The 17,088-nt window shown below is 65.7% G+C and carries 16 protein-coding genes; 4 read left to right on the plus strand and 12 right to left on the minus strand.

Annotated features, from left to right (window positions below; translation table 11 throughout):
- Positions 1-17: 17 nt before the first annotated feature.
- Genes ACRSCF_RS25765 through ruvC form a run of 4 tightly spaced genes read left to right on the plus strand, consistent with a single transcriptional unit; the run spans position 18 to position 3,073 of the window.
- Positions 18-881, plus strand: a complete 864-nt coding sequence (locus tag ACRSCF_RS25765) for an energy transducer TonB (protein WP_016448020.1) — start codon at positions 18-20, stop codon at positions 879-881.
- A gap of 41 nt (positions 882-922) precedes the next feature.
- The gene (gene aroE / locus ACRSCF_RS25770) at positions 923-1,783 is read left to right on the plus strand and encodes a shikimate dehydrogenase (protein ID WP_034366294.1); all 861 of its coding nucleotides are present in this window, start codon (positions 923-925) and stop codon (positions 1,781-1,783) included.
- Between the two features lie 7 nt (positions 1,784-1,790).
- Entirely contained in the window at positions 1,791-2,507 is a 717-nt protein-coding gene (mtgA, locus tag ACRSCF_RS25775) for a monofunctional biosynthetic peptidoglycan transglycosylase (protein WP_016448022.1), read from the plus strand.
- A gap of 17 nt (positions 2,508-2,524) precedes the next feature.
- Positions 2,525-3,073 carry a crossover junction endodeoxyribonuclease RuvC gene (gene ruvC / locus ACRSCF_RS25780; protein ID WP_016448023.1) on the plus strand — a complete coding sequence of 183 codons (549 nt, stop codon included), beginning with the start codon at positions 2,525-2,527 and terminating at the stop codon, positions 3,071-3,073.
- On the opposite strand, the gene ACRSCF_RS25785 is transcribed toward ruvC, so the two are convergent.
- The 12 genes from ACRSCF_RS25785 to murD form a co-directional block, all read right to left on the minus strand.
- Positions 3,067-3,978 (minus strand): alpha/beta fold hydrolase, encoded by a 912-nt coding sequence (locus ACRSCF_RS25785; protein WP_154835660.1) that lies wholly within the window; start codon positions 3,976-3,978, stop codon positions 3,067-3,069. The genes ruvC and ACRSCF_RS25785 overlap by 7 nt on opposite strands.
- A 6-nt stretch (positions 3,979-3,984) precedes the next feature.
- A complete protein-coding gene (locus ACRSCF_RS25790) occupies positions 3,985-5,469 on the minus strand; it encodes a coproporphyrinogen-III oxidase family protein (protein ID WP_244387456.1) in 1,485 nt (494 codons plus the stop codon).
- Positions 5,470-5,687: 218 nt separating this feature from the next.
- Positions 5,688-5,864, minus strand: coding sequence for a hypothetical protein (locus ACRSCF_RS25795; protein ID WP_016448025.1), 177 nt, complete (start codon positions 5,862-5,864; stop codon positions 5,688-5,690).
- A gap of 13 nt (positions 5,865-5,877) precedes the next feature.
- A complete protein-coding gene (lpxC, locus tag ACRSCF_RS25800; protein WP_012203406.1) occupies positions 5,878-6,801 on the minus strand; it encodes a UDP-3-O-acyl-N-acetylglucosamine deacetylase in 924 nt (307 codons plus the stop codon).
- A gap of 93 nt (positions 6,802-6,894) precedes the next feature.
- Positions 6,895-8,133 carry a cell division protein FtsZ gene (gene ftsZ / locus ACRSCF_RS25805; protein ID WP_016448027.1) on the minus strand — a complete coding sequence of 413 codons (1,239 nt, stop codon included), beginning with the start codon at positions 8,131-8,133 and terminating at the stop codon, positions 6,895-6,897.
- 119 nt (positions 8,134-8,252) lie between these two features.
- A complete protein-coding gene (ftsA, locus tag ACRSCF_RS25810) occupies positions 8,253-9,482 on the minus strand; it encodes a cell division protein FtsA (protein WP_012203404.1) in 1,230 nt (409 codons plus the stop codon).
- Between the two features lie 84 nt (positions 9,483-9,566).
- Positions 9,567-10,367, minus strand: a complete 801-nt coding sequence (locus ACRSCF_RS25815) for a cell division protein FtsQ/DivIB (protein WP_016448028.1) — start codon at positions 10,365-10,367, stop codon at positions 9,567-9,569.
- A complete protein-coding gene (locus tag ACRSCF_RS25820) occupies positions 10,364-11,341 on the minus strand; it encodes a D-alanine--D-alanine ligase (protein WP_016448029.1) in 978 nt (325 codons plus the stop codon). The genes ACRSCF_RS25815 and ACRSCF_RS25820 overlap by 4 nt, the downstream gene beginning before the upstream one ends.
- On the minus strand, positions 11,338-12,771 hold the full coding sequence (murC, locus tag ACRSCF_RS25825) for a UDP-N-acetylmuramate--L-alanine ligase (RefSeq protein ID WP_016453132.1): 1,434 nt from the start codon (positions 12,769-12,771) through the stop codon (positions 11,338-11,340). Before murC ends, ACRSCF_RS25820 begins: the two co-directional genes overlap by 4 nt.
- Positions 12,768-13,859, minus strand: a complete 1,092-nt coding sequence (gene murG / locus ACRSCF_RS25830; RefSeq protein ID WP_017404613.1) for an undecaprenyldiphospho-muramoylpentapeptide beta-N-acetylglucosaminyltransferase — start codon at positions 13,857-13,859, stop codon at positions 12,768-12,770. Before murG ends, murC begins: the two co-directional genes overlap by 4 nt.
- Positions 13,856-15,121 carry a putative lipid II flippase FtsW gene (gene ftsW / locus ACRSCF_RS25835; protein ID WP_017404612.1) on the minus strand — a complete coding sequence of 422 codons (1,266 nt, stop codon included), beginning with the start codon at positions 15,119-15,121 and terminating at the stop codon, positions 13,856-13,858. Before ftsW ends, murG begins: the two co-directional genes overlap by 4 nt.
- Positions 15,122-15,126: 5 nt before the next feature.
- The gene (gene murD, locus ACRSCF_RS25840; RefSeq protein WP_016448033.1) at positions 15,127-17,088 is read right to left on the minus strand and encodes a UDP-N-acetylmuramoyl-L-alanine--D-glutamate ligase; all 1,962 of its coding nucleotides are present in this window, start codon (positions 17,086-17,088) and stop codon (positions 15,127-15,129) included.

The raw sequence follows: 17,088 nt of genomic DNA on the forward strand, positions 1-17,088 counted from the left end.
ACTGCCTTAGATCTGACGTGAAACTGCCTACCGCCTTCCGTTCCCTGAGTACGCTGCAGTTGGCACTGGGTGTCTCCATTGCCCTGCATGCCGGGTTGCTCTCGTTCCGGTTCATCGATCCGGAACGCTTCGACCGCGTGTTCCAGGACACGCCGCTGGAAGTCATCCTGGTCAATGCCCGCGCCAACGAGCAGCCCGACAAGGCGCAGGCCATCGCCCAGACCTCGCTGGCCGGCGGCGGCGAAGCCGACAAGGGCCGGGCCTCCAGCCCCATGCCCTACTCGGCGCTCACCGCCGTGGGCGACGACTTCGAGGAACGCCAGCGCCAGATCGACTCCATGCAGGAGCAGCAGACCGTCTTGCTGACGCAGTTGCGCAAGCAGGTCGCGGCCCTGCCGCCGCTGGACCCGCGCGAGGCGGCAAAGCAGACCAAGGAGCAGCAGGCCCAGCAGGAAAAGCGCCAGCAGCTGGTCAAGCTGCTGGCCGAGATCGAAAAACGCATCAACGAAGAAAACGCCCGCCCCAAGAAGCGCTATATCAGCCCGTCCACGCGCGAGGCCGTCTACGCCATCTACTACGACGGCCTGCGCCGCAAGGTCGAGGACAAGGGCACGGAGAACTTTCCCGAGCAGGCCGGCAAGAAGCTCTATGGCGAGCTGGTCATGATCCTCACCGTCAACCACGACGGCCGCGTGCTGTCCACTGAGATAGTGCAGGGCTCGGGCAACCGCCTGCTGGACACCCGCGCCGAAGCCATCGCGCGTGCGGCCGGCCCCTTCGGCCACTTCGGCCCCGCCATGCGCGCCAAGGCCGACCAGATCGCCGTGGTCTCGCGCTTCAAGTTCACGCGTGAGCAGACGCTGCAGACCACGGTCCAGTAGCCCAGTAGCGCCCCGCACTCTTCGCACTCCATTTTTTCGACATGACTTCCGTTGCCGCCACCTCCTCTGACCGCTACTGCGTCATGGGCAACCCCGTCGCGCACAGCCGTTCGCCCTGGATCCATGCCCGCTTTGCCGAACTGTGCGGGCAGGACCTGCACTACGAGCGCCAGCATGTGGAGCTGAATGGCTTTGCCGAGGCCGTGCGCGCCTTCGTCACGGCAGGCGGACGCGGCTGCAATGTCACCGTACCCTTCAAGCTGGAAGCCGCACAGCTGGCCACCACCTCCAGCGAGCGCGTGCAACTGGCCGGCGCCGCCAACACCCTGGTGCTGGCGGCGGACGGCATCCATGCCGACAACACCGACGGCCTGGGCCTGGTGGCCGACATCGTGCGCAATGCAGGCGTGCCGCTGGCCGGACGCGACCTGCTGCTGCTGGGCGCGGGTGGCGCCGCAGCCGGCGCACTGGGCTCGCTGCTTGCCGAGCGCCCGCGCCGCATCGCCGTGGTCAACCGCACCTTCGAGCGCGCCCAGGCCCTGGTGCAGCGCCATGCCGCCATTGCTGCGCAACATGGCGTGGAACTGGTGGCGCTGGAGCAGCAGGCCGTGGATGAGGTTTTCGACGTGGTCATCAACGCCACCGCCAGCAGCCTGGCCGGTGCCGAGGTGCCCGTGCCGGCCCGCGTGCTGCGCACTGGCAGCCTGGCCTACGACATGATGTACGGCCCCGCGGCCCAGGGCTTCATGCAGTGGGCCGAACAGCACGGCGCCACGGCCCGCGACGGGCTGGGCATGCTGGTGGAGCAGGCGGCCGAATCGTTTGCGCTGTGGCGCGGCGTGCGCCCGCCCTCGGCCCAGGTGCTGAACGAGCTGCGCGCCCATATTGCTCAAGGCGGCTGAGCGCTTCATGAAATCCCTGGCACGCGCCCTGCTGCTGGTGCTGTGCGCCGGCCTGCTGCTGCAGCTGTTCTTCGTGCTGCGCATTGCGCTGATGGTGGTGGTCGATCCCGAGTCCACAGCCTTCCAGCGCTCCGAAGCCTGGCAGATGCTGCGCAGCTCCGAAGGCCTGCACTGGAGCCAGCAATGGCTGCCCTATGACCGCATCGCGCCCACGCTCAAGCGCGCCGTCATTGCCTCCGAAGACGACAGCTTCACCGAACACCACGGGGTGCAATGGGAAGCCATCGAGAAAGCCTGGCAGCGCAACCAGCGCGCCGAAGCCCGGGCCATGAAGGCCGACAACGGCAAGGCGCCCAAGATCTATGGCGGCTCCACCATCACGCAGCAGCTGGCCAAGAACCTGCTGCTGTCGGGCGAACGCAGCCTGCTGCGCAAGGGGCAGGAACTGGTGCTGACCCAGCTGCTGGAACTGATGCTGAGCAAGCAGCGCATCCTGGAGATCTACCTCAACAGCGTGGAATGGGGCCAGGGCGTGTTCGGCGCCGAGGCGGCCGCTCGCCACTACTTTCGCAAGAGCGCCTCCCAGCTCAGCGCCGCCGAGGCCGCGCGCCTGGCCGTGATGCTGCCCCAGCCCAAGCGCTTCGAGAAGCTGCCCAACTCCGGCTATCTGCTGCAGCGCACGCGCACGGTCATGCAGAGAATGCCCAGCGCCGTCGTCCCCTGAACAGCTACATTCACCCCATGCGCATCCTTGGAATCGACCCCGGTCTGCAGACCACGGGATTCGGCGTGATCGACGTCGACGGCCACCGCCTGGCCTACGTGGCCAGCGGCACCATCCGCACCACGGGCATCGCGCTCGGCGACCTGCCGGGCCGGCTCAAGCTGCTGTTCGACGGCATCTCGGAAGTCGCCAGCCGCTACCAGCCCGACACCTCGGCCGTGGAAATCGTCTTCGTCAACGTCAACCCCCAGTCCACGCTGCTGCTGGGCCAAGCGCGCGGCGCCGCGCTCACGGCCCTGGTCAATGCGGGCCTGCCGGTCGCCGAATACACGGCACTGCAGATGAAGAAGGCCATGACCGGCCATGGCCGCGCGGCCAAGAGCCAGATCCAGGAAATGGTGCGCCGCCTGCTGCAACTGCCCGGCCTGCCCGGCACCGATGCCGCCGACGCCCTGGGCCTGGCCATCACCCACGCCCATGCAGGCGCCGCCATGACGAAGATGGCCGAGGTCACGCAGCTGCAGCGCCGCCAGCATGCGGTCTACAAGGGCGGCAGGGTCTATTGAGGCGCCTCGGAGCACTGCGCTCCGTCTCCCGCGAGACCGTGAGCAGGCTCTAAGGATGATGCGGCGCCGATCCTCAGCTTCATCCACTGCGCGATCCGTGGATATACGTCGGACTGCGCGTTGCCCGCCATCAACAGCCGGCTGTGACTGTAGTCCTCCTGAAAACAGGTGGCCTTGCCGCACAGCAGGAATTCGATGTCCTTACCTCCAAAAGCCCTGGCTAAAGCTTCGCACCCCTGCCAAGGGGCGATCACACGGTCGGCAGATCCCGCAAGCGCCAGAACGGGAATACGAACCTCGGTTAGCCTGCGCAAATAGTCCATGCCGTCATAACCGACGAATTTGCGCTGCAGGTTCCAATAGCACCACTGGCGCATCAGGCGGGCGCTTTCCCTCTCGGGACCGACCATGCCGCTCGCGGTAAGCCATTGTCTGCGGGCAATCCAGGCCCCGTAGCCCTTGATTGCAGCCCACGACGCAAAAGTTGCCGCAGCATGGGTCACCTGGGCGGCAAGTAGCACCAGGCCAGCCAGATACGCATGCGCCCGATCGGGCCGACGCGCAGCCCAGATGGCAGCGGCAATACCTCCACCGCTATGCCCTATGAGCGTCAAGCGCCGCCCCCCCTCTTGACGATGAATCTCTCCGAGAGCGCTTTCAATGTCCTCTTCGGCCACCGTTTCTAAGTCGTAGTCGTGGGTGGTTGGCGGATTCAGCCCATGCCCGCGCCAATCAAACAGCCAAACGCCATAACCTTGTAAAGCGAGGAATCTACCTAGTCTCTTGCATGACGTGACGTTAGAAAACGTGCCATGCGTCACGGCCACCACTGGCCCCTCCGAAGGGCCGATGCGCGTCAGCACGATGACATGGCCATCCCTGGTCGGTGCATGGATTTTCTGCATGCGCCGTCAACCTTTTGAAATCTGGATGAAGCGCTTGCCTTCAGCCTGAATTGCATCGCGGCCCATACGCATCTCCTGCAAGCGGGCATGCGAGAACAATGATTGAATCATCGGAATCAAGAACCGCCCTAGACCCACCATGCGAATGGTAGACCCAGATTTCTCTATCCATTGCCGTGCATCCAGTTCATCCCATATGGGCGCATAGTCTTGGACTACCGCCGTACCAAATGCTTGCTCATAGGTAGTCCCATCAATTTTCATAGTCTGCAATTGTTGAAATATATAGACCAACCGAAGATCCTCCGGCGTATATTCGAAGTATTTTTCTACTGGCAAAATACCAGCATCAATGCATTCGAAGTAGCCCTGCATTGAGCGCTTGTTCATCTGTATCCAGTTTGGCCCGCCTTCATTTGGCCAAGTCATGCAGCCACTGATGGCCGCATAGCCGATGCCGACCATGTTGCAGGTCACCGCCATCACACCCTCGGTATCCTTTTGAAGAAATTCGCGAAGCTGCTGCTCATATTGATAGCGCTCGGCATTTTCATACGAAAATCTCCCCGCCTCACTTTCGATGCGCTCCCAATCGTAAAGCGTTGCCTGACGGAAGCCACGCGATCCTAGATAGCTGCAAGCAGCTTCATACATCTCGTACGTATTCTCGAACGAGGGCAAAAGATCTCGCTGCTGCCGGCTGAAATCACTTCGACCAGCGATATTGAGTTGATATAGCGTGATATGGCGCACACCGAGATCGCAGACTTCACGAAGATCGCGCAACATGTCATGCAAGGTTTGCTCAGGCCAGCCATAAATGAGATCTACGTTGACGGAAAGGCGTGCAGCATTGAACTCTTCCAGGGCGCTGATCACCTGCTCATGGGTCTGCCTTCGACCACTGTATCGAATGAGCCTGTCGCTCATCTGCTGCACCCCCATGCTGACTCTGTTGAAACCCGCCTCTTTTATGGCTTGAACCTTGTCATGGTTGAAAAGTTGGGGAATACCTTCAAGCGTTCGCTCCACACCTTCCGACGGTTCACCAAAAATACGCCTAGTGATATTCATTAGCCGAATATAGTCCTCGGCGCGCAACAGATTTGGAGTGCCTCCCCCCACATAAACAGATGAAAGCCTATCATGGCGAAGATGACACGCCATCATCTGCGCCTCTTTCTCCAGATAATCGAGATATTTCAACATGGCGCCATTCCCGCCATAGTCCTGCGTGGGGAATAGACAGAAACCACAATGATTTGGTGTAGTAGGGAGGCAATAAGGTATGCCTATATAGAAATTGGCATTCATTGAACGGGTATTGCTTGATTCTCTGCGCGCCTCCCAACGATCATTTTCTTCCCCATTCGGGCCTCTCCAATACAACGGACTCGGGTGGGCATGCAACACCTTGTTGCTCTGAGGACGTCTCATTTCTTCATTAATGAAACGATGGGCCTGCTCTCGGGTAATACAGCTGATATGCATGAAGTCTCCTTTAGCATTTTTTACCCCGGCAGGCACTTGCCACAAGAGCCCGCCAGGTACCGAAAAGCTAAAAGATCCATGAGAATCGACAAATAGGACAGCTCTGAAAATATGAAGAAAAAGATCAGATATTTCCTATTGAGCCCCACGCGTACTACGGCCTGGGTGTTTTCACCAAGCCCTGCCGAGTAGCTGAAGCCTGGAATCCGCTCAAGGTTTCAGACGATGCGTCCAAAGAACAGCACGGCGAAGAAGGTCACGCCGGCAATCACGGTCCACTTGAGGATGATGAAGCCCCAGCGCTTGTAGCGGGGCTGGCCCGTGCCCAGGTAGAACGCAAAGGACACGGCTGACGCCAGCAGCAGCACGGTGGCCAGCCAGCGGAAGATCAGCATGGCGGCGCCCGCCTCACCAGGCCCGCGCGGGCTGGGCGAAGCCCTTGGGCGCCTGGCGCTCGCTGTCGAAGCTGACCAGTTCCCAGGCGTCGGGCTGGGCCAGCAGGGCACGCAGCAGCTGGTTGTTCATGCCGTGGCCCGAGCGGAAGGCGCTGTAGGCGGCCAGCAGGGGCCTGCCGATCAGGTACAGGTCGCCGATGGCGTCCAGGATCTTGTGCTTGGCGAACTCGTCGTCGTAGCGCAGGCCGTCGCTGTTGAGCACCTTGTAGTCGTCCATGACGATGGCGTTGTCCATGCCGCCGCCCAGCGCCAGGCCGTGGCTGCGCAGCATTTCCACGTCCTTGGTGAAGCCGAAGGTGCGCGCGCGTGCGATGTCGCGCGTGTAGTTGTCCTCGCCCATGTCGAACTCCACGCACTGGCCGGTGGAGTCCACGGCAGGATGGGCGAAGTCGATCTCGAAGCGCAGCTTGAAGCCGTGGTACGGGTCGAAGCGTGCCCACTTGAGGTTCTGGCCCTCGCCCTCGCGCACCTCGACGGGGCGGATGACGCGGATGAAGCGCTTGGGCGCCTTCTGCAGCTCGATGCCCGCGCTTTGCAGCAGGAATACGAAGGAGGCGGAGGAGCCGTCGAGGATGGGCACTTCCTCGGCGGTGATGTCTATGTAGATGTTGTCGAGCCCGAGGCCGGCGATGGCCGACATCAGGTGCTCCACGGTATGCACCTTGGCGCCGCCCGTGCCGATGGTCGAGGCCATGCGCGTGTCGGTGACGGCTTCGGCGGATATCGGGATGTCCACGGGCTCCGGCAGGTCCACGCGACGGAACACGATGCCGGTGTCGGGCTGCGCGGGACGCAGCGTCAATTCGACGCGCTGGCCGCTGTGCAGACCCACGCCCACGGCACGGGTGATCGTCTTGATGGTGCGTTGTTGGAGCATCCGGCTATTTTAAAGTGCGGCAGCCGTGCGCAGGGCATGGCCCTGGCACGGCATTCGCTATCACAACCATGCAGCGACCGTATCGGCCGCTGCTCAGTCAGCCTGCTTGCGCAGGAAGGCCGGGATTTCCAGATCGTCCATGCCGCCGGAGGCCAGGGCATCGACGCGGGCAGCGGCCTGCGTGCGGTTGGTACGCCAGACGCTGGGCACCGACATGTTGTTGGCATAGTCGGCGCCGCCAGCGGCACCGCCGACCAGGCCGCCGGCTGCCGTTGCGGCACCCATGGAGGCCGAAGGCAGCTGGTAGCTCATGTTGTCGGTACCGGTGCGCAGGCCGCCCTGCACCACCTGCATGTTCTGGCGGCGTGCGCTGGGGCGCGACAGGCCGGTGGCCACCACGGTGACGCGGATTTCGTCACCCAGGCTGTCGTCGTAGGCAGCGCCGTAGATCACATGCGCATCGGGCGAGGCGTAGGCATTGATGGTGCTCATGGCCAGGCGCGACTCGGACAGCTTGAGGCTGCCCTTGGCGGCCGTGACCAGCACCAGCACGCCCTTGGCGCCCGACAGGTCGATGCCCTCCAGCAGCGGGCAGGCCACGGCCTGCTCGGCGGCGATGCGCGCGCGGTCGGGGCCGGCGGCCTTGGCCGTGCCCATCATGGCCTTGCCGGGTTCGCCCATGACGGTGCGCACGTCTTCGAAGTCGACGTTCACATGGCCGTACTCGTTGATGATTTCGGCAATGCCGCCCACGGCGTTCTTGAGAACGTCGTTGGCATGGGCAAAGGCCTCGTCCTGCGAGATGTCGTCGCCCAGCACGTCCAGCAGCTTCTCGTTGAGCACGACGATCAGCGAATCGACGTTGGCTTCGAGTTCGCTCAGGCCGCTGTCGGCGTTGGCCATGCGTCGGCCGCCTTCCCACTCGAAGGGCTTGGTGACCACGCCCACGGTGAGGATGCCCATTTCCTTGGCCACGCGCGCGATCACGGGCGCAGCGCCCGTGCCCGTGCCGCCGCCCATGCCGGCTGTGATGAACAGCATGTGCGCGCCTTCGATGGCAGTGCGGATGTCGTCCTCGGCCAGCTCGGCGGCTTCGCGGCCCTTGTCGGGCTTGCTGCCCGCACCCAGGCCGCTGCCACCGAGCTGGATGGTGCGGTGGGCGCTGCTGCGCAGCAGCGCCTGCGCGTCGGTGTTGGCGCAGACGAACTCCACGCCCTGCACGTTGCGCGCAATCATGTGCTCGACGGCATTGCCGCCGCCGCCGCCAACGCCGATCACCTTGATCTGCGTACCCTGGTTGAATTCTTCAACTTCAATCATGTCGATGGGCATGTTGGTTCTCCTGTAGCTCTCTGTAAGTGGTCACCACCGTCTGGGGAAAATTCTGTCTTCTGTCCGGTATTCGGAAGCCGGTGGGCGGGCCGGTAATGCGCAGTCGATGAAAGCACATATCAAAAGTTCCCCACGATGAAGTCTTTGAAACGGCCAAAAGCGGTCTTCATCGACCCACTCTTTTGTGCCACCTTGAAACCGCGCAGGCGAGCCAGGCGGGCCTCTTCGAGCAATCCCATCACGGTGGCGGCGCGGGGTTGAGCCACCATGTCAGCCAATGCGCTCGAATACTTGGGGATGCCGCGGCGCACGGGCTTGAGGAAGATGTCCTCGCCCAGTTCCACCATGCCCGGCATGACGGCGCTGCCGCCGGTCAGCACGATGCCCGAGGACAGCACTTCCTCGTAGCCTGAATCGCGCACCACCTGCTGCACCAAAGAAAAGATCTCTTCCACGCGCGGCTCGATCACGCCGGCCAGCGCCTGCTTGCTGATCATGCGCGGGCTGCGGTCGCCCAGGCCCGGCACTTCGACCTGGGCGTCGGGGTCGGCCAGCAGCTGCTTGGCATAGCCGCTTTCGACCTTGATGTCCTCGGCGTCCTTGGTGGGCGTGCGCAGCGCCATGGCGATGTCGCTGGTGATCAGGTCGCCCGCGATGGGAATCACGGCCGTGTGCCGGATGGCGCCGCCCGTGAAGATGGCCACGTCGGTGGCGCCCGCGCCGATATCGACCACGGCCACGCCCAGCTCGCGCTCGTCATCGGTGAGCACGGCCTGGCTCGATGCCAGCGGGTTGAGCAGCAGCTGCTCGACCTCCAGGCCGCAGCGGCGCACGCACTTGATGATGTTCTCGGCCGCGCTCTGCGCGCCCGTGACGATGTGGATCTTGGCCTCCAGGCGGATGCCGCTCATGCCGATGGGCTCGCGCACTTCCTGGCCGTCGATCACGAATTCCTGCGGCTCGACCAGCAGCAGCCGCTGGTCCGAGGAGATGTTGATGGCCTTGGCCGTCTCCATCACCCGCGCCACGTCGGTGGCCGTGACTTCCTTGTCCTTGATGGCCACCATGCCGCTGGAGTTCAGGCCGCGGATGTGGCTGCCGGTGATGCCGGTGCACACGCGCTGGATCTTGCAGTCGGCCATCAGCTCGGCCTCCTTCAGCGCCTGCTGGATGCTCTGCACCGTGGCGTCGATGTTGACCACCACGCCCCGCTTGAGTCCGTTGCTCGGGGCCACGCCGAGGCCGGCGAGCTTGAGTTCGCCGTTGTACAGGACCTCGGCGACCACGACCATGACCTTGGCCGTGCCGATGTCCAGTCCGACGATCACATCTTTGTATTCTCTTGCCATATCAGCATCCGCCCCCGGTTGGTTCTGTCCTGTCGCTGTGTCGCTGCTTGGTGTGCATGTACATAGGTCTGTCCTCCCTCGTCTTCAGCGTCGGGGACGCACTGCAGCCGGCGCCTTGGCCGTGCCGGTGGTCACACCGCGCAGCCTCAGCGCATATCCGTCTTCGTAGCGCAGGTCGGCCGACTCGATGGCGTCGGCCTTGCGCTTGTATTGGGTCGTGATCTGGGGCAGCGTGCGCACGAAGCGCTGCACGCGCTGCAGCACGGCCTCCACGCTGCCGCCACCCAGTTCGATCTGTGCGTCGTTGGCCAGCCTGAGCTGCCAGCTGCCGCGCGCATTGAGCGTCAGCCCGTCGATCTCCACATCCAGCGGCCCCAGCGCCGGCACCAGCAGCCGGTACATCTGCAGCATCTGCGGGGCGCTGTCCTCGGGGCCCTGCAGGCGCGGCAGGCCGTCGCGGTCCAGCTCGCCCAGGTTGGCCTCGAAGACCTCGCCGAAGCTGTTGACCAGGCCGGTGCCCGAATCAGGCCCCCAGAAGGCCTCGGCCACATGCTCGTGCAGGATGACGCGCAGGCTGTTGGGATAGTCGCGGCGCACCTGCGCCTCGCGCACCCAGGGCACCTGCTCGAACGCCGCCTTGGCGGCCTTGAGATCCACGGTGAAGAAGTTGCCCGTGAGCACCGGCGCCACATTGGCGCGCAGCGTCACCGCGTTGTTGTGCACCAGCTCGCCCTCGACCACGATGCGGCCGATATTGAAGGCCGGATGGCGCAGCGCCCACCAGCTCACCGCTGCCAGCCCCAGCGCAGCCACGCCCACGAACAGGACCGTGGCGGTCACGTTCATGAGCTTGACGTCGAAGGGGGCCGGCAGGGAGTAGCTCATGCGTGCTCCTGCTCCGGTTGCGCGTCCAGCGCGGCGTTGGCCAGGATGCCCAGGCACAGGTTTTCGTAGCTCACGCCGATGGCGCGGGCCGACATGGGCACCAGCGAGTGGCCCGTCATGCCCGGCGAGGTGTTGATCTCCAGCAGGAAGGGCTTGCGGTCGCTGGCGCGGATCATGATGTCGGCGCGCGACCAGCCGCGGCAGCCTAGCGTGCGGAAGGCCCGCACGACGATGCGCCGGATCTCGGCCTCTTCCTCGGCAGGCAGGCCGCTGGGGCAGTGGTACTGGGTGTCGTCGGTGAAGTACTTGTTCTGGTAGTCGTAGTTGCCTTCGGGCGCGACGATGCGGATCACGGGCAGGGCGTGGGCGCCCTCGCCGGTTCCGAGCACGGGGCAGGTGGTCTCGTCGCCTTCGATGAACTCTTCGCAGAGCACTTCGGGGTCGTACCGGGAGGCCAGCACATAGGCCTGCTCGCATTCCTCGGCTGTCCAGACCTTGGTCAGGCCGATGGTCGAGCCCTCGCGCGAGGGCTTGACGATCATGGGCGCGCCCAGCGCCTGCAGCGCGGCGCGGGTCTCGTCGGCGCTGGCGACCAGCCGCCAGTCGGGTGTGGGCAGACCCTCGAAGCGCCAGATGCGCTTGGTCATGATCTTGTCCATGGCGATGCTGGAGGCCATCACGCCGGGGCCCGTGTACGGGATGCCCAGCAGCTCCAGCGCGCCCTGCACCGTGCCGTCCTCACCGTAGCGGCCATGCAGCGCGATGAAGCAGCGGTCGAAACCGTCCTTCTTCAACTCGCCCAGGTCCCGCTCGGCGGGGTCGAAGGCATGGGCATCCACGCCCTGCGACAGCAGGGCCTTGAGCACGCCCGTGCCCGACATCAGCGAGACCTCGCGCTCGGCCGAGCGGCCGCCCAACAGCACGGCCACCTTGCCCAGGGCCTTGACATCGATCTGGGTGCCGAAGCTGCTCATTGCGCAGCTCCCTGCTGCGCCTGCAGCTCTTGTTTCTGAAGCATTTCAACCAACTTTCCGGGCACGGCGCCAATCGAGCCGGCCCCCATGCACAACAGCACGTCGCCATCGCGGGCGTGGGCGGCCAGGGCCGCCGGCAGCTCGGCAACGTCTTCCACAAAGACCGGCTCGACCCGGCCGGCCACGCGCAGGGCGCGCGCCAACGAGCGGCCATCGGCCGCCACCACCGGCGCCTCGCCGGCCGCATAGACCTCGGTCAGCAGCACGGCATCGGCCAGGCCGATGACCTTGACGAAATCCTCGAAGCAATCGCGCGTGCGGCTGTAGCGGTGCGGCTGGAAGGCCAGCACCAGGCGGCGGCCCGGGAAGGCGCCGCGCGCAGCAGCTAGCGTGGCCGCCATCTCGACAGGGTGGTGCCCGTAGTCGTCGATGACGGTGAAGATGCCACCGTCCGCTGCAGGGAGTTCGCCATAGCGCTGGAAGCGCCGGCCCACGCCCTTGAAGCTTTCGAAGGCGCGCAGCAGCGCCTCGTCGGCAATCTCCAGCTCCATGGCGACGGCCACGGCAGACAGCGCGTTGAGCACGTTGTGCTCGCCCGGCAGGCTCAGCACCACGTCCAGGTCGGGATAGCTTTGGCCGTTGCTGCGGCGCACCGTGAAATGCATGCGGCCGGCCTCGGCGCGCACGTTGAGGGCGCGCACCTGGGCGTCCTCGGCAAAGCCGTAGGTGGTCACGGGGCGGGCCACCTGGGACAGGATCTCGCGCACGGCCGGGCTGTCCACGCAGACGATGGCGCGGCCGTAGAACGGCATGCGGTGCAGGAAGTCGACGAAGGCGCCCTTGAGCCGGCCGAAGTCATGGCCGTAGGTTTCCATGTGGTCGGCGTCGATGTTGGTGACGACGGCCATCACGGGCAGCAGGTTCAGGAAGGAGGCGTCGGACTCGTCCGCCTCGACCACGATGTAGTCGCCCTGGCCCAGCTTGGCGTTGGCGCCCGCGCTGTTGAGCTTGCCGCCGATGACGAAGGTCGGGTCCAGCCCGGCCTCGGCCAGCACGCTGGTCACAAGGCTGGTGGTCGTGGTCTTGCCGTGGGCTCCTGCGATGGCGATGCCCTGCTTGAAGCGCATCAGCTCGGCCAGCATGAGCGCACGCGGCACGACGGGGATCTTGTGCGTGCGCGCCGCGACCACCTCGGGGTTGTCGGACTGCACGGCGGTGGAGGTGACGACGGCGTCAGCCCCTTCGATGTTCGCGGCCGCATGGCCGACGTGGGTGGCAATGCCCAGGCCTGCGAGCCGGCGCAGCGTGGCACTGTCGGACAGGTCCGAGCCCGAGACGGCGTAACCCAGGTTGTGCAGCACCTCGGCGATGCCGCTCATTCCGGCGCCGCCGATGCCGACGAAATGGATGTGATGAATGGCGTGCTTCATGCGGCCAGTTCCTCACAGGCGGCGACCACCTCGGCGGTGGCTTCGGTCTTTTGCATTTTCTTGGCTTTTCCAGCGCGCTCCAGCAGCGTCGCACGCTGCATATTTTGTAGCATTTCGGCCAGGGTTTGGGCAGTCAGTGCGCTTTGTTGCATCAACCATCCACCACCAGCATCGACCAGGAAACGCGCGTTCGCGGTCTGGTGGTCGTCCACGGCGGCCGGGAAAGGCACATAGATGGCGGCTGCGCCCACGGCCGCGATCTCGGTGACCGTGCTGGCACCGGCGCGGCAGACGATGACATCGGCCTCGGCAAAGGCGCGCGCCGTATCGTCGATGAAGGGCGTCAGCTCGGCCTGCACGCCTGCCGCCGCGTAGTTGGCGCGCAGGGCGTCGATCTGTGCGGCGCCGCTTTGGTGGAGCACGACGGGGCGCACATCGGCCGGTATCAGGGCCAGCGCCTGCGGCACGATCTCGTTGAGCGCCTTGGCGCCCAGGCTGCCGCCCACCACCAGCAGGCGCAGCGGTCCGCTGCGGCCCGCAAAGCGCTGCTCGGGCGCGGGCTGCTCGGTGAAGGCCTGGCGCAAGGGGTTGCCGACCCAGCGGCCCTTGGGGAACACGTTGGGGAAGGCGGTGAAGATGCGGTGGGAGACGCTGGCCAGCACCTTGTTGGCCATGCCGGCCACGGAGTTCTGCTCATGCAGCACCAGGGGCTTGCCGGCCAGCACGGCCATCATGCCGCCAGGAAAGCTGATGTAGCCGCCCAGGCCCACGACCACGTCGGGCTTGACGCGGCGCACCACGGCCAGCGCCTGCCAGAAGGCACGCAGCAGGCGCATGGGCAAAAAGGCCAGGGTCATGATGCCCTTGCCGCGCACGCCCGAGAACTCGATGGTCTCCAGCGGGAAGCCCTGGGCCGGCACGATGCGGGACTCCATGGAGCCGGGGGCGCCCAGCCAGCGCACGTTCCAGCCGCGCTCGCGCAGCGCCTGGGCCACGGCCAGGCCCGGGAAGATATGGCCGCCCGTGCCGCCGGCCATGATCAGGGCCGTGCGCTGGCGTTGCGTGCCTTGAGAGGTGGACTGCGTCATGCATGCCCTCCCTTCATCAGCAACTTGTTCTCGTAGTCCACCCTTAACACCACCGCTATCGCTATCAGATTCATGAGGATGGCCGACCCGCCGAAGCTCATCAGGGGCAGCGTCAGTCCCTTGGTCGGCAGCGCGCCCAGGTTCACGCCCATGTTGATGAAGGCCTGGAAGCCCATCCAGATCGCAATGCCCTCGGCCACCAGGCCGGAGAACACCCGGTCCAGCGCAATGGCCTGCCGCCCTATGAGCATGATGCGGCGCGTGAGCCACAGGAAGGTGACGGCGATCAGGAGCACGCCGACCAGGCCGAATTCCTCGCCGATCACGGCCAGCAGAAAGTCGGTGTGCGCCTCGGGCAGCCAGTGCAGCTTTTCGACGCTGCGGCCCAGGCCCACGCCGAAGATCTCGCCGCGCCCGATGGCGATCAACGCATGCGACAGCTGGTAGCCCTTGCCCAGGGCATGCTTTTCATCCCAGGGATTGAGGTAGGCAAAGATGCGCTCGCGCCGCCATTCGGAGGTGGCGATGATGAGCACGAAGGCCAGCACCACCAGGGCCGCGATCAGGAAGAACATGCGCGCGTTCACGCCGCCCAGGAACAGGATGCCCATGGCGATCACCACGATCACCATGAAGGCGCCCATGTCGGGCTCGGCCAGCAGCAGCACCCCGACCAGCACCACGGCCAGCCCCATGGGCAGCACGGCGCGGAAGAAGCGCTCCTTGACCTCCATCTTGCGCACCATGTAGTCGGCCGCATAGATGAGCACGGCGAACTTGGCCAGCTCGGACGGCTGGAAGTTCATGATGCCCAGCGACAGCCAGCGCCGCGCGCCGTTGACCACGGTGCCCACGTGCGGGATCAGCACGGCCACCAGCAGGACCAGGGACACCAGGAAGAGCTTGCGCGCCATGCGCTCCCAGGTGGCCATGGACACCTGGAAGGCCAGCAGCGCGCCGACGAAGGCCATGCCTATGGACATGGCATGGCGCATCAGGAAATGGGTGGGCGCGATCTTGCCGAAGCGCGGATTGTCCGGCATGGCGATCGATGCCGAATACACCATGACCAGGCTCCAGGCCAGCAGGCCTATGACCACCCAGATCAGGGCCTGGTCCAGGCCGAGCACGCTGGCCGGCGTCTGCGTGGGCCGGTGGTACTGGGGACCGCCCAGGCGCACGGGCAGCACGTCGATGGCCTTTTCCTGCGCGCCTCCGAACCAGGAGCGCATGCGGCCCAGGGCCTGGTTCATGGCGTTCATCGCGCTCATGCAGCACCTCCGAGTTCATGGCCGGCATCCAGCGCCAGCGCGCGCACGGCATCGACGAACTGGTGGGCCCGGTCCTCGTAGTTGCGGAACATGTCCAGGCTGGCGCAGGCGGGCGACAGCAGCACGGCGTCGCCTTCATGGGCGCGCGAGGCGGCCAGCTCCACGGCATCGGCCATGGTGGTGGCATCGACCAGGGGCACGCCGCAGTCCTGCAGCGCAGCGCGGATGCGGCCCGCGTCGCGGCCGATCAGCACGGCGGCGCGCACGTGGCGCGACACGGGTGCGGCCAGCGGAGAGAAATCCTGGCCCTTGCCGTCACCGCCCAGGATGACCACGATGCGGTGGTCAGGCCCCAGGCCCGACAGCGCGGCCACGGTGGCGCCCACGTTCGTGCCCTTGCTGTCGTCGTAGTACTCCACGCCGTTGACGCGGCCGATGGGCTGGACGCGGTGCGGCTCGCCCCGGTACTCGCGCAGGCCGTAGAGCAGGGGCGCCAGCGTGCAGCCGCCCGCGCTGGCCAGGGCCAGGGCGGACAGGGCATTGATGGCGTTGTGCCGGCCACGGATGCGCAGCGCGTCGGCGGGCATCAGGCGCTGGATGTACAGGTCTTCGGCGTTCTTGCCCTTGGCGGTTTCGTCGGCCTCATGGGCGCGCACCAGCCACGTCATGCCGCTGACCACTTCCAGACCGAAGTCGCCGGGGCGGCGCGGCATGTCGCCGCCGAAGGTGATGTGGGCGCGCTGCTGGGGCTTTTGGCGCTTGCCCGGCGGCACCACGGGTGCCGGCAGCATGCGCATGACCTCGGGGTCCTCGCGGTTGAGCACCATGATGCCGCTGCTGCCGAAGATACAGGCCTTGGCATCGGCATAGGCGCGCAGGCTGCCGTGCCAGTCCAGGTGGTCCTGGGTGATATTGAGGACGGCGGCGGCCGTGGGCTCGAACATCTGCACGCCGTCGAGCTGGAAGCTGGACAGCTCCAGCACCCAGGCCTGGGGCAGCGTTTCGGCATCGATGGCCTGGGTCAGCGTGTCCAGCAGCGTGGGGCCGATATTGCCCGCCACCGCCACGCGCAGGCCGGCATGCTCCAGCAGTTGGCCGGTCAGCGAGGTGACCGTGGTCTTGCCATTGGTTCCGGTAATGCCCAGCACGGTGGGACGGTAGCCATGGGCTGCGGCCAGGGCCTTGAGCGCCATGGCGAAGAGATCGAGTTCGCCGCCCACGGGCAGGCCCTGGGCCCGGGCCGTGTCGACCACGGGCGCCACGGCGGCCGGGCTCAGGCCGGGCGAGCGGTAGACCAGCCCCAGGCTCTGGCCGTCCACCAGTTGGGCCGTGAAATCTCCGGGCACGAAGCGCGCCTGGGGCAGTTCGGCGGACAGCTGTTCCAGCTGGGGCGGCGCCTGGCGCGTATCGGCCACGATGACTTCGGCGCCGCAGCGCACGCACCAGCGCGCCATGGCCAGGCCCGAGGCGCCCAGGCCCAGGATGAGCACGCGCTGGCCCTGCAGGTGCTGGGCCTGCTCGCCGGGCCAGCCGGCAGCCACGGGTGGCAGTACCTGTTCGGCTTCAACCGCCTCTTCGGTGGCGACCGGGGTGACCTCGGCGTCGGAGGAATCCGAGATGCTGGGGTCGGCAAAGATCTGGGCCACGAAGGCAGCGGCATCCCTGGCCGCCGTCAGCGTGGAGATGTCGGGTACAGGCTCGGTCATCGCCGCAGGGGCCGGGGCTGCCTCAAGCCCAAGCGCCTGCGAAGGCTCGGCAGCCAGCGGCTGCTCTGCGCCTTGCGGCGCCGCAGCCGGCGAATCATCCAGGACCGGATCCGCGACCGGCTCGTCCGCCCGCTCGCCGGCAGACTCCGAGGCAAAGTCGGCCCCCTTGGCCAGTTCGGCATGCAGCGCCGGGACAGCGGGCTCGCCAGCCGGCAGCGCAGGAGGTTCGGTCTTGAAGTCTTCGGTGTTCAT

Origin of the sequence: Delftia sp. 11MD (genome assembly GCF_050907895.1) — a bacterium.
GTDB classification, from domain to species: Bacteria; Pseudomonadota; Gammaproteobacteria; order Burkholderiales; family Burkholderiaceae_C; genus Comamonas; species Comamonas tsuruhatensis.

Bases quoted from the DNA above. Each gene is read 5' to 3' on its own strand.
- ACRSCF_RS25790 (WP_244387456.1), bottom strand. From the start codon at position 5,469: ATGCATATCAGCTGTATTACCCGAGAGCAGGCCCATCGTTTCATTAAT.
- ftsA (WP_012203404.1), bottom strand. From the start codon at position 9,482: ATGGCAAGAGAATACAAAGATGTGATCGTCGGACTGGACATCGGCACG.
- murC (WP_016453132.1), bottom strand. From the start codon at position 12,771: ATGAAGCACGCCATTCATCACATCCATTTCGTCGGCATCGGCGGCGCC.
- ftsW (WP_017404612.1), bottom strand. From the start codon at position 15,121: ATGAACGCCATGAACCAGGCCCTGGGCCGCATGCGCTCCTGGTTCGGA.
- ACRSCF_RS25820 (WP_016448029.1), bottom strand. From the start codon at position 11,341: ATGAGCAGCTTCGGCACCCAGATCGATGTCAAGGCCCTGGGCAAGGTG.
- ruvC (WP_016448023.1), top strand. From the start codon at position 2,525: ATGCGCATCCTTGGAATCGACCCCGGTCTGCAGACCACGGGATTCGGC.
- ftsZ (WP_016448027.1), bottom strand. From the start codon at position 8,133: ATGCCCATCGACATGATTGAAGTTGAAGAATTCAACCAGGGTACGCAG.
- mtgA (WP_016448022.1), top strand. From the start codon at position 1,791: ATGAAATCCCTGGCACGCGCCCTGCTGCTGGTGCTGTGCGCCGGCCTG.
- lpxC (WP_012203406.1), bottom strand. From the start codon at position 6,801: ATGCTCCAACAACGCACCATCAAGACGATCACCCGTGCCGTGGGCGTG.
- aroE (WP_034366294.1), top strand. From the start codon at position 923: ATGACTTCCGTTGCCGCCACCTCCTCTGACCGCTACTGCGTCATGGGC.
- ACRSCF_RS25785 (WP_154835660.1), bottom strand. From the start codon at position 3,978: ATGCAGAAAATCCATGCACCGACCAGGGATGGCCATGTCATCGTGCTG.
- murD (WP_016448033.1), bottom strand. From the start codon at position 17,088: ATGAACACCGAAGACTTCAAGACCGAACCTCCTGCGCTGCCGGCTGGC.
- ACRSCF_RS25795 (WP_016448025.1), bottom strand. From the start codon at position 5,864: ATGCTGATCTTCCGCTGGCTGGCCACCGTGCTGCTGCTGGCGTCAGCC.
- ACRSCF_RS25815 (WP_016448028.1), bottom strand. From the start codon at position 10,367: ATGAGCTACTCCCTGCCGGCCCCCTTCGACGTCAAGCTCATGAACGTG.
- murG (WP_017404613.1), bottom strand. From the start codon at position 13,859: ATGACGCAGTCCACCTCTCAAGGCACGCAACGCCAGCGCACGGCCCTG.